This is a genomic window from Microcystis sp. M169S2 (assembly GCF_020245865.1).
Lineage (GTDB): Bacteria > Cyanobacteriota > Cyanobacteriia > Cyanobacteriales > Microcystaceae > Microcystis > Microcystis ichthyoblabe_A.
In genome coordinates, this window is sequence record NZ_JADBUB010000069.1 from 1 (window position 1) to 11,132 (window position 11,132).

Below are 11,132 nucleotides of genomic sequence, written 5' to 3' on the forward strand. Positions count from 1 at the left end.
ATTGTCTCATCAATTTTTTGATAATTGACCACTGTTACATTTGGTAAATCGAGGAGTTGATCAAAATTTATCCACATAACCCACCTCCTGTTCTGTGTTACTATTATACCATGCTCACACAGAACCTAGAAGAGCCAATGTACCTCTTCTGAATCAGAAACGCTATAGTTACTAATATTTTTGAAAATTTCATGTTTTTATAGTAAATCCTACTTGTAAATATTCAGGTCTAGGGGTTGACAAAGAGAGAAAAATCAGCAGTGGGGATAAGAGAGACAACCGGATTCAAGGGGTGATGGACAGAGGCCAAAGCCTGACGGAAGAAAGTTAAAACCGAACGGCCTTGGGCGCGACAAGACTGAATCACGGTCAACAAACGAGCAGTATCGACAAAGCCACTGAAGAAGCGAGAACCACCAGCTATCTTGCGCTTAGTTACTCCCAGACGCAGAGAACGCTCGGCTCGGTTATTATCGGGAGAGACTTCAGTATGCTCGAGGAAATACCACCACTGATGGGACTTGTCCAGCAAGGATTTCAGCAATAAACCCGCAGCATAACCCGTCTGGGGTCGCCACACTGCTAAAGCTTGCTCTAACCGCAGTCGAAAATCCGTAACCCAGTGGTTATAGATAGACCGAGCGCCGGTTTCTCGATATTGCCTATGTTGCCTAAAGGCTTCCGTGATTAAATCCAAAAAGACTTGGGCTAACTCCGTTTGATGAGGAGTTGGCGTTGCTGAATCAAGGTATGAATGACAACCTTGCACCTATCCAAAAGTTAGTTTGGGTCTAGGTTTTAAAAATCCCACAAAAGAAGATTCATATCTCAAATCAGCAACGCCGATTACCCTTCAGCTTCTCGATGGTTTCGCCTTGTTTGACTACTAACTCCTGTAATTTCAGCACCATCTCCACCAGTTGTTCTGGCGTCAGGTTTTTCAGGCTTTCCCTGTCTATAGCGGTGTGCAGTCGTATGAGGTACAGTTTCACGAGCTATAAACCATGCTAGGCAAAGCTTGGTTTGTATCTCACTCAAGCGCTTACCGCTATAGTAGCTGCTGCGGTTCTTTTTGCTTCATCCTCTCAATCTACACTTTTTTCGGTTTTTGTCAATCCCCTGACCTGAATCCTTACAACTTGACTAACTATCATTGGCTAACTTATGACTGATTGTTATCATCTTTTCAAAACAGGATTTAGTATGAGTCCCTATTTCGATTTCTCAACGTTTGTTTCTTGCACTTTTTTGGCTAAAAAAGTCCTAAAACCGTTTTCTAGTAAAGCTTCCAGTAATTTTCAGCAAACCCTAGTTGGTAAGACTTACAGCGTTTCTCAGATCTGGAGTTTAGACTAACAGGGTTTGACCAGTTTCTTTACTGTCTCTTACGGTTTCTGTAGCACCGCTAGATCCACTGAGAACAGAGGACATCACTTTTCGGCAATTCCTGTGAACGGTTGAATAAAACCATCCACACCGACAAAGGAGGTGAGGGGCGACCAGTTTAAAATATCCTCTAAAATTGATTGATAGCCCTGGACATTGGGATGAAGTCCATCTTCCATTAATCTTTCTTGACACCACAGATCACCCCGGTTCATCCAGAGATCAAATAAATCGAGATAGGGAATATTTTGCTCTAGACAAGCTTGTTTAGTGGTTTCTTTAAAACGATACTGATCGCGATGGTTGAAGTAAAAGCAATCTAAAAAGGGCATTTTCCGCTCATCCACGGGAATCATACCTATAAACAAAACCGGGCAAAGAGAACGGGACCGGGTGAGTAAATGTTCGATTTGAGTTTGAAAAAGATCGTGATCGGTATAGGTGCGACCATCGGGCCGGCCTAAACGGGCTGTATCATTAACACCGACGGAGAGAAGAATCAGGTCAGGGAGACGATTGCGAATTTCCCCCCTGAGACGAAATTCCTGTTCTAAACGTTCGGACACTTGTACCACTCGATCGCCGCGAATACCCAAATTATACAGGGCATGACCGGCACTTTCCATCCACAAACGACGTAGGCGCTCGGCCCAACCGCCACCCACGGGGTCGCCATAGCCATACACAAGGCTATCACCTAAAGCGACGATTTTGAGGGGATGGGTCATGATTAGGGCTTTGTCTTTAGTAGGTAAACGAGAAAGAGTTGGCATGATCGCTCGATCGAATCGGTTGTCCTTTACACTTGTAAACGGATTTGGTTAAACTGTCCGTGTATTATACTACATTAGAAATTTTTTCCTGCCAGTTAACTTATCTGAATATCAGCCGGGCACTGACACCGACCAGTATAAAGCAGCGCAGCCCGATGATCATTGCTTCCCTAAGAGCCATTTCCGGGCTAAATCTGCTATAGAATTTATGGTTAAAACCTAGATAACTCGATGACTACTCGTTTACGACGCGCGGTTCAAGACCGAGAATTTTTGATTACAGCCGAGATTACTCCCCCGAAAGGGGGTAATGCCAGTCATATGCTAGAAATGGCCCTCTGGCTGAAAAATCGCGTTCATGCGGCTAATATTACCGATGGCAGTCGCGCCGTAGTGCGAATGTCCTCTCTGGCTGCCTCCGCTATTCTCTATCAACACGACATCGAACCCATCTGTCAAATGGCCTGTCGCGATCGCAATGTGATCGGATTGCAAGCAGATCTAATGGGCGCTCATGCCTTGGGATTGAGAAATATACTAGCTTTAACTGGAGATCCCGTCAAAGCAGGAGATCACCCCAAAGCTAGGGCAGTTTTTGACCTAGAATCGGTACGTTTGTTAAAATTAATCGATAAATTAAATAAAGGTTTTGACTTTAACGATAAATCTTTACCAGATGGACCATTAGAACTTTTTGCTGGGGCTGCCGTCGATGTGCAGTCAAAAAGTTGGTCTGGTCTTCAAAGCCGTTTTGAGCGTAAAATCGAAGCAGGAGCGCAGTTTTTTCAAAGTCAATTAGTTACGGATTTCGAGTGTCTTGATAAGTTCATGCAGCAGGTGGCCTCCCTGGCCGATAAACCAGTTCTAGCGGGAATTTTTCTGTTAAAATCGGCTAAAAATGCCGTATTTTTAAATAAAAATGTGCCAGGGGTACAAATTCCTGATCATATCATTCAAAGACTCGCTGATGCACCTCATCCCCTCGAAGAAGGCATCAAAATCGCCGCCGAACAAATAAAATTAGCCCAGCAGTTATGTCAAGGTGTCCACATCATGGCGATTAAACGAGAGGATTTAGTTCCGAAAATTCTCGATCTGGCTGGCATCCCGCCAATACATAACTGAGATGAAAAGTCAATAGTTTTTATAAAAAATTAACTTTCATTTTGACTAGCGGTCTTTTGACAAGAATTCTACCCCTAACCTAGGATGGGAAGGCTCAAAGCATCTTCGGGGTTAAAAGCATGGATTCCAATCTAGGTCAAGAAAAAGAGAATAGTTGTGGTAATTCCGGACGAAAATGGTTGTCGATCGGTATTGCCCCCACTGGTATAATTTCCATTGGTATTGTCCCCATGGGCGTTATTTCCATCGGTATTGTTCCTATGGGAGTAGTTTCCATTGGAACCGTGGCCATGGGGACAATTGCGGCCGGTTTTGTGTCCATGGGACTTTTCAGTATTGGTAGCGTTGGGATGGGATTAAATAACGGTCATTTTTCCAATCTTAATTCTCCCCCTGCTGAATCTCCCCATAAACATCATCAGCATTAAAATCAAGATTTGACCAGCAATCATGAATTATTCCATCCGTGCTGCCGTTTCTACCGATGTCAAGGCTATTTTTGACTTAATTGTTGCCTTAGCAGCCTATCAAGAACTCAGCCATTTAATGACAGGAAATAGTCAAGCTTTAGGGGAGCATTTATTCGGAGAAAAACCCTACATCGAAGCATTGGTGGCAGAGGTAGAGGGTAAAATAGTCGGTTTTGCCCTATTTTTTGCTAACTATTCTACCTTTATAACTAAACCGGGGCTTTACCTAGAAGATATCTTCGTTTTACCCGATTATCGTAGTCAAGGTATCGGGAAAGCTTTACTAATGGCTGTGGCTAAAATTGCCGTCGCTAGGGATGCAGGACTTTTAGAATGGACTGTCTTAGAGTGGAATCAACTGGCAATCGATTTTTATGGAAAAATGGGGGCTAAGGTCTTCAAAGAGTGGCAAATTTGTCGCCTCACCGGGACCGCTTTAACCCAATTGGGTAATAGTGATAAATAAGTCAGTCCCGATGCAACAAGTTACACCGTCAAGCATGAAAATATTCTGATCCTAAATCCGGTTATTAAAAACTGATTATTTATTCCCCCTTTTGCAGGAGTTTCTTTCCTGATATGTGGCCTAGACTCAACGGATGGCCGTATTACTTCAGATCTGATTACTCAATCCAAGCTTTTGGGGGGTTCTACCCCCCAAACCCCCCGTTGGGGGCGTGGCGCGGTCACTGAGCGTGTCGAAGTGCCGCCCCCAAACCCCCCGCGCATTAGTTTTTCGGTGGGATGCTTACACGCAGCCGCTGACGCATCTGTAATAATTTGAGAGTCACTTCACTCGCAGGAGTGCCTCTCCTGATATGTAGCCTATACTCAACGGATTTAGTATGATTGACGAATTTGCCTTATTTCAGCTTGTATTTTCAAGTCAGGAGATAGGAGATAGGAGATAGGAGACTTTTTTATTTATTCTCCCCACACCCCACACCCCACACCCCACACCCTACACCCTACACCCTACACCCCACGCCCCACACCCTCTTTCAAGTCAGACCCTTTGTCGATCCCGGAACTTTGTGATCGATCGAGACTCCTTGCTATACTATACCTCTGACACTGGCTTTCCTCATTGGTGCAGAATGCAACCCACAGACTCGAATAAATTTACCGAACAAGCTTGGGATTCGATCGTTAAATCGCAAGAAATTGCGCGACGCTTTAAAAATCAGACCTTAGAGGTGGAACACGTTATTATTGCCCTCCTAGAGCAGAATAACGGTCTAGCCACCCGGATTTTACAAAAAGCTAATATAGAAATTCCCCGACTGCAACAACAGCTAGAAGTCTTCACCAACCGACAGCCGAAAGTGGCCATCGTCGATCAATTATACCTAGGTCGTGGTCTTGATCTGCTGCTCGATCGAGCGGAAGCATCCCGGGAAAGTTGGCAAGATAAATTTATCTCCGTCGAACATCTTCTCGTCGGTTTTGCCGAAGATGAAAGGGTGGGCCGGAAATGTTTACGCACTTTCAATCTTGACCCCCAAGATTTAGAATTAGCTATCAAAGCTATTCGCGGTACTCAAAAGGTTACTGAACCCAATCAAGAGGAAAAATACGAAGCTTTAGATAAATATGGCCGGGATTTAACAGCAGCGGCCAAAGAAGGCAAATTAGACCCGGTTATCGGTCGTGATGAAGAAATTCGACGGGTGGTGCAAGTCCTCTCGCGACGGTCTAAAAATAACCCAGTTTTAATCGGTGAACCGGGGGTAGGAAAAACCGCTATCGCTGAAGGATTGGCCCAAAGGATTGTTAACGGAGATGTTCCCGAATCTTTGAAAAATCGTCAGTTAATTTCCCTCGATATGGGAAGTTTAATCGCTGGGGCAAAATATCGAGGCGAATTCGAGGAAAGATTGCGGTCAGTCATGAAAGAAGTTACCCAATCAGAAGGGCGAATTATTCTCTTTATCGATGAACTACATACCGTTGTCGGTGCGGGTTCTAGGGAAGGGGGATCCATGGATGCGGGCAACCTATTAAAACCTATGTTAGCTCGGGGTGAATTGCGCTGTATTGGGGCGACAACTTTGGATGAATATCGCAATCACATTGAAAAAGATCCCCCTTTAGAAAGACGTTTTCAACAGGTTTATATTAAGGAACCTTCCGTGGAGGATACTATCTCGATTCTCCGGGGATTAAAAGAACGTTATGAGGTGCATCATGGGGTGACAATTACCGATTCGGCCCTAGTGGCAGCAGCTACCCTATCCCATCGTTATATTAGCGATCGCTTTTTACCGGATAAAGCGATCGATTTAGTCGATGAAGCGGCGGCAAAATTAGAGGTAGAAAGTACCACTAAACCCGCCGATTTGGAAATGATAGATCGTCGCTTAATGCAGTTACAGATGGAAAAATTCTCCTTAGAAAAAGAGGAGAAAAAAGATCGAGCTTTTCAAGAGCGTTTAGAAAGAATTATCGAAGAAATTGAGGAATTAGAAAGTAAACAAAAGCCTCTCGCTGACCAATGGCAAACGGAGAAACATATCGCCGAGGAAATTAAATTGTTACGAGAGGAAGAAGAACAATTGCGCCTACAGGTGGAACAAGCGGAACGTGCTTATGATCTCAATAAAGCGGCCCAATTAAAGTATGGCAAACTAGAAATTTTACAAGGGGAATTAGAAGCAAAAGAAAAAGAACTAGAAACGATTCAAGCAGCAGGTTCGACCCTATTAAGACAACAGGTAACTGATGCCGATATCGCCGAAATAGTTGCCCGTTGGACAGGAATTCCCGTCAATCGTTTAATGGAATCGGAACGACAAAAATTATTAGAATTAGAGTCTCATTTACAGAAAAAAGTTGTCGGACAAAATGAAGCGGTCACGGCAGTAGCAGCGGCGATTCGACGCGCACGCGCAGGAATGAAAGATCCCTCCCGTCCGATTGGTTCATTCCTGTTTATGGGACCCACAGGAGTGGGTAAAACCGAGTTAGCGCGGGCCTTGGCGGGGTTACTGTTCGACTCCGAAGAAGCCATGGTTCGCATCGATATGTCGGAATACATGGAAAAACACGCGGTTTCGCGGTTAATCGGCGCTCCTCCGGGTTATGTGGGTTACGAGGAAGGGGGACAACTATCGGAAGCGGTGCGTCGTCGTCCCTATTCTGTGGTTTTATTGGATGAAGTGGAAAAGGCCCATCGGGATGTTTTTAACATTTTATTACAAGTGCTTGACGATGGGCGCATTACCGACTCTCAGGGGCGCGTGGTGGATTTTCGGAATACGATTATCGTCATGACCAGTAATATTGGCAGTGACCATATTTTAAATGTTTCCGAAGATGCCGATTATGAGGAGATGCGGAAACGGGTTTTAACAGCTTTGCGGAGTCATTTTCGTCCCGAATTTTTGAATCGTATCGACGATTTAATTATTTTCCATACCCTGAAAAAAGAAGAATTGCGTTACATTGTTCGTCTGCAATTACAGCGTCTGGAAAGATTATTAGCAGAACAAAAAATCAATCTAGAATTAACTACGGCCGCAGAAAATCATATCGTTACTGTTGGTTACGATCCCACCTACGGTGCGCGACCTTTAAAACGTGCTATCCAACGGGAGTTAGAGAATCCTTTAGCCACAAAAATTCTCGAACAAGCTTTTATGGAAGGGGATACGGTGGTAATTGATTGTCTGGATGAAGTGTTAAGTTTTAGCAAAAAGGAGCTAGAAAAGGAAGAGCAAACATTAGAATTAGCTCTGGTTAACCTCAGTTCGGATTAAAACCATATAGGGGATATATTTCCCCTCTGAGTTGACCGTAAAAGCCAAAAATGTCCAAAAAGAATCCTATTTTTTCCCTTGGGCGGTTAGTCTAGTAACATCCCGCCAGAGGAAAAATTTCCTCAAGTTTTTTTATTCCTGAACTTACCACATACATATATACTAATACTAAATTCGGTTATTAAAAACTGATTATTTATTCCCCCTTTTGCCTCTTGCCTTCTGCCTCTTGCCTCTCCTCATAAGTAGCCTATGCTCAACGGATTTAGTATAAAATAGCTGAAAACCCTTACCCGTTAATGTATCGACCGATTAACTTTTCTTAATGTACTCATGTTTATTGTAATATTTCTCAATAGAAAGGGATGAAGCCTATTTGCTAAAATGGTAGTCGTGTATATAGAAAAAGTTTTTAACCGTAATTTCCCTCCACCGTTCTTTTTCCAGAATTCTACCGAGAAGGGGATTAGGTGTCACTTGCGGCGGCTAAACTTCTCGAAGATTATGGCACACTTGTCACAGAAAGTCGAGAAGGGACGAGAGTGCTTTCGTTAAAGTAAAAATTTGCTCGTTGGTTCAATAATAAAAAAACACACCGCTAACACTTCGAGAAGGGAAAACTTGCCTGATAAAGGCTTTTTCTTGATCGAAAAATTAGCGGTAATTTGTTTTTATTTACACAAGTTGCTCGTGGTTTGATAAATTTCTATATCACGATAATGTCAAGAAGATTTACCAATGAAAAGTAGGGAATCGTTAGGATATTCCCTCGTTTACCAAGACATCGAACACTGATGATGGAAAGATGTTTCCATTCAGCTAATTTCTAAGCACGAGTAGAGAGTTTTTTCAACCTAGAGGCTAACCCCAATCCTCCTAGTCCTAACAAGGCAACAACGGAACCCGGTTCAGGAATATTAGTAGGGGGAGGGGGAGGAGTGTTTACTGTCCCGTTAACGCTGAATTGAAAAGCGTTAGCTATAGTAGAAGTAGTCCAACTAACTCCTTGATTACCACTAAAAAGGGAACTATTACCAATCGACCAGCCAGGCTCCCCTGTTTGGTCGAAAGAGTTGGTACCACGCCATGAATATTCTCCACCAGTGCCGACTGGGGCATCAATCCCAGCAAGCAACCAGAAGGAGGTATTAGCGGCTAATGTTTGCGGAGTAGTAAGGGTAAAGACGGTGTCGGCTCCGTCGGGAGGGGTAGTGCTAATGGACGCAGGGTTAATAAAACTGGTTATCAGATTACCAAGTACCCCAGCGTTGTTTTCATAGAGACGGACAAATAAATTGGCATCTGCAGTGTCTTGCCGAAACTGAAGAGTGACCGAGTTAAGAGTATAACCATAACTGCCACCGCCAGTTGTAAAACTTGAACGTAGCCATGAATCAGTTTTTACTGCGCCTCCTATACTCAGACTTGTAGTTGTTGGAGGTAGGTTGCTAACGAGGGTGGTGGCAGAAGCTTGTTGTCCTAAGCTCAAGGAAAGAAGGAGAGCAAGGCTACCTCCCCCCATTTTCGCCAAAATTTGCTGATTTTTGGTCATTTTTCAAACTCTTAAGGTTAAAAAGGATAAAGTTGACTCGATTGATGGCCTATCTTTTGAGGGCTGCCTCAGAAGATAATCCTCGCAATAACTTAGCACAGATTCCTAGCTTCTGGGAAGGTATATCGGCAACATTTATACGCACTGATATAAAATTAATCATATATCTTGTCGCTGAAAGTGTTGTGTCCGTTCAACCAATTTCTGAGCGCGAGTAGATAAGATAGCCGTTGACGACGAGGAACAAACAACTTGGGTATAAATTTGTTGGGAGTAGTTTTCATAACAAATCATCCTAAGTACCTAAGCAAAATTAATTACACATCTAAGCCGTCAGCCCTCAGACTTCGGCTAGGCTCACTCGATCCGCTAACTAACACGAACGCTTTTTCAGTGATCGGTAAATAGTGAACTAAAAATTCAAATCCAATCGCTGATAGCTGTCTCCCATATCGACTAGGAAATTAATTTTGCACGACTACTTATAAGCTACCAGAGTTTTCTAATAATCGGTTTTAAGCCGATTCGATGTTCGTCAAATAACCAGATAACTACCTGAGTATTGGTAAATTTATTTCTTAATTCTTGGACTTTTACTGGTAAATTCTACTTAATTTTTTTGATTAAATTAGTTATTATTTTTATGTTTTGGCTTGGGTTCTTGACAACAATGTCTGAACTTTTTTAAGTAATCCCATCCCCTTTGATTCCAAACTTTTTCTCGTCCAGTTTCCTTTTCTATCCATCTAGCCACTTTTGGACCAGTCCATATCCCACCATCAGCAGGAAGTTTTTTCAGTTCTTCTTTTAATTTTTGCCATTGTTCTTCCTTCAACAGAGGTTCTTTTCCTCTCCGATGTTCGTGACTCTTTTTCTTGAGATTTTTAACGCCTTCTTCTCCTAACTCATTATATCTTTTGAGAATTTTAAAACTATATTGATAATCTAATCCGACGGCTACTGCCGCATTTTTTATTGTCCATCCTAAAGATATTTTCCACAACAAGTGCCATCTTCTTGTTTCCACCGAATCTTGACTTGCTCTGTATCTATCTTTCAGTTCCTCTGAACTTAGATGTTTAGCTAAGTACGCTTTTTTGGGCATTTTATTTCCTCGTCTTTACTCACCCTATTATAACGGAATTTATTATAACTCTTAATGAAAATCTCTCAGTTTTAATCATAACAAAAACTTCATCTATTAACCTTCTGTAGTCGCTCTTTTCCTTTAGGTTAAAGATTTATAGCAATTCTCTGACTCATGAGGTACAGTAGCAACAGTGAGTAAACCAATTGCGAATATCTTTTTGAGTAACTTCTAACATAGCTAATTCAATCCCTTCTATTAAGTCTTTGTAAGTTCTCGCCTTCAGTTTTCTGGCTCTTCGGTTTGTGTTATGCAATGGACGGCGGTTATAAGGGATGGAACCCTTATATAGAAAGGCATTTAGCGATTTTTGTCAATTGTTTTTGATCTAGAGCGAACTAATCAATTAAGTCTCTTGCCAGATAAGGATTTAGTCGATTTATGCCCCCTTCTCAAACCATATCAAGTAACGAAGAACCAGTTTTCTTAACATCACTTTGACTTTTGACCAAAAGTTTTCAATAGGAGAGAATTCGGGAGAATAAGGAGGTAAATAGATGAGTCTAGCTTTTCAGAGTGAGAGCATCTCAAAAGCTATTGACAATTGGCCAATTTTGTGATCCGTATGGGCATTTCAGGTGATACCAGTCAATCAGAATAGTTACTAAATCGACCCATTTGGTCGATTTTTGCTTAACAATTGAGATGGCCAATTCTACTCAAATATGCCTGAATCGCTCTCTGGGTAAGCAACTCACATAAAGTTTATTTTGTCAAGGATTGTTAAGATGCGCTTACCCTGGCCCCTTGCCTTTTACCTCTCCTCATAAGTAATCTATAGGCTCTCTTCGGTTTGGTGGGCAAAATGTATTCTAAGATACATTCCTCCTAGCCAGGGGGTGGAACGAACCACAAAGACACAAAGGACACAAAGATTGATCGATCCTATGTAAGTTACACTTATCACACAGAACCTAGAAG

9 protein-coding genes and 2 pseudogenes are annotated in these 11,132 nt (G+C 42.5%); 5 read left to right on the forward strand and 6 right to left on the reverse strand.

Going from position 1 to position 11,132, the window contains the following annotated elements; translation table 11 throughout:
- Positions 1 to 229: 229 nt before the first annotated feature.
- Both IM485_RS07360 and IM485_RS07365 read right to left on the reverse strand, forming a co-directional pair.
- Entirely contained in the window at positions 230 to 769 is a 540-nt protein-coding gene (locus tag IM485_RS07360) for an IS66 family transposase (protein WP_311131134.1), read from the reverse strand.
- Positions 770 to 1,430: 661 nt separating this feature from the next.
- Complete coding sequence (locus IM485_RS07365; protein ID WP_104398370.1) at positions 1,431 to 2,159, reverse strand: GDSL-type esterase/lipase family protein; 729 nt, start codon at positions 2,157 to 2,159, stop codon at positions 1,431 to 1,433.
- 231 nt (positions 2,160 to 2,390) lie between these two features.
- On the opposite strand from IM485_RS07365, the gene IM485_RS07370 reads away from it, so the two are divergent.
- The 5 genes from IM485_RS07370 (at position 2,391) to clpB (ending at position 7,512) form a co-directional block, all read left to right on the forward strand.
- Entirely contained in the window at positions 2,391 to 3,284 is an 894-nt protein-coding gene (locus IM485_RS07370) for a methylenetetrahydrofolate reductase (RefSeq protein ID WP_104398371.1), read from the forward strand.
- 119 nt (positions 3,285 to 3,403) lie between these two features.
- The gene (locus IM485_RS07375; RefSeq protein ID WP_002781238.1) at positions 3,404 to 3,712 is read left to right on the forward strand and encodes a hypothetical protein; all 309 of its coding nucleotides are present in this window, start codon (positions 3,404 to 3,406) and stop codon (positions 3,710 to 3,712) included.
- Between the two features lie 22 nt (positions 3,713 to 3,734).
- Entirely contained in the window at positions 3,735 to 4,220 is a 486-nt protein-coding gene (locus tag IM485_RS07380) for a GNAT family N-acetyltransferase (RefSeq protein ID WP_287742240.1), read from the forward strand.
- A 108-nt stretch (positions 4,221 to 4,328) separates the two neighbouring features.
- Positions 4,329 to 4,538 (forward strand): hypothetical protein, encoded by a 210-nt coding sequence (locus tag IM485_RS07385; RefSeq protein WP_238142124.1) that lies wholly within the window; start codon positions 4,329 to 4,331, stop codon positions 4,536 to 4,538.
- Positions 4,539 to 4,851: 313 nt separating this feature from the next.
- Positions 4,852 to 7,512 carry an ATP-dependent chaperone ClpB gene (gene clpB, locus IM485_RS07390; RefSeq protein WP_287742242.1) on the forward strand — a complete coding sequence of 887 codons (2,661 nt, stop codon included), beginning with the start codon at positions 4,852 to 4,854 and terminating at the stop codon, positions 7,510 to 7,512.
- 826 nt (positions 7,513 to 8,338) lie between these two features.
- On the opposite strand, the gene IM485_RS07395 is transcribed toward clpB, so the two are convergent.
- From IM485_RS07395 to IM485_RS07410, 4 genes and pseudogenes are all read right to left on the reverse strand, one after another.
- On the reverse strand, positions 8,339 to 9,064 hold the full coding sequence (locus IM485_RS07395) for a choice-of-anchor R domain-containing protein (RefSeq protein ID WP_104398373.1): 726 nt from the start codon (positions 9,062 to 9,064) through the stop codon (positions 8,339 to 8,341).
- Between the two features lie 628 nt (positions 9,065 to 9,692).
- Entirely contained in the window at positions 9,693 to 10,169 is a 477-nt protein-coding gene (locus tag IM485_RS07400; protein WP_194015745.1) for a helix-turn-helix domain-containing protein, read from the reverse strand.
- A 154-nt stretch (positions 10,170 to 10,323) separates the two neighbouring features.
- Positions 10,324 to 10,443, reverse strand: a pseudogene (locus IM485_RS07405) (IS630-like element ISMae26 family transposase); the annotation flags it as partial.
- Positions 10,444 to 10,620: 177 nt separating this feature from the next.
- Positions 10,621 to 10,719, reverse strand: a pseudogene (locus IM485_RS07410) (transposase); the annotation flags it as partial.
- Positions 10,720 to 11,132 lie beyond the last annotated feature (413 nt).

Bases quoted from the DNA above. Each gene is read 5' to 3' on its own strand.
- IM485_RS07375 (WP_002781238.1), top strand. From the start codon at position 3,404: ATGGATTCCAATCTAGGTCAAGAAAAAGAGAATAGTTGTGGTAATTCC.
- IM485_RS07380 (WP_287742240.1), top strand. From the start codon at position 3,735: ATGAATTATTCCATCCGTGCTGCCGTTTCTACCGATGTCAAGGCTATT.
- IM485_RS07400 (WP_194015745.1), bottom strand. From the start codon at position 10,169: ATGCCCAAAAAAGCGTACTTAGCTAAACATCTAAGTTCAGAGGAACTG.
- clpB (WP_287742242.1), top strand. From the start codon at position 4,852: ATGCAACCCACAGACTCGAATAAATTTACCGAACAAGCTTGGGATTCG.
- IM485_RS07365 (WP_104398370.1), bottom strand. From the start codon at position 2,159: ATGCCAACTCTTTCTCGTTTACCTACTAAAGACAAAGCCCTAATCATG.
- IM485_RS07395 (WP_104398373.1), bottom strand. From the start codon at position 9,064: ATGACCAAAAATCAGCAAATTTTGGCGAAAATGGGGGGAGGTAGCCTT.
- IM485_RS07370 (WP_104398371.1), top strand. From the start codon at position 2,391: ATGACTACTCGTTTACGACGCGCGGTTCAAGACCGAGAATTTTTGATT.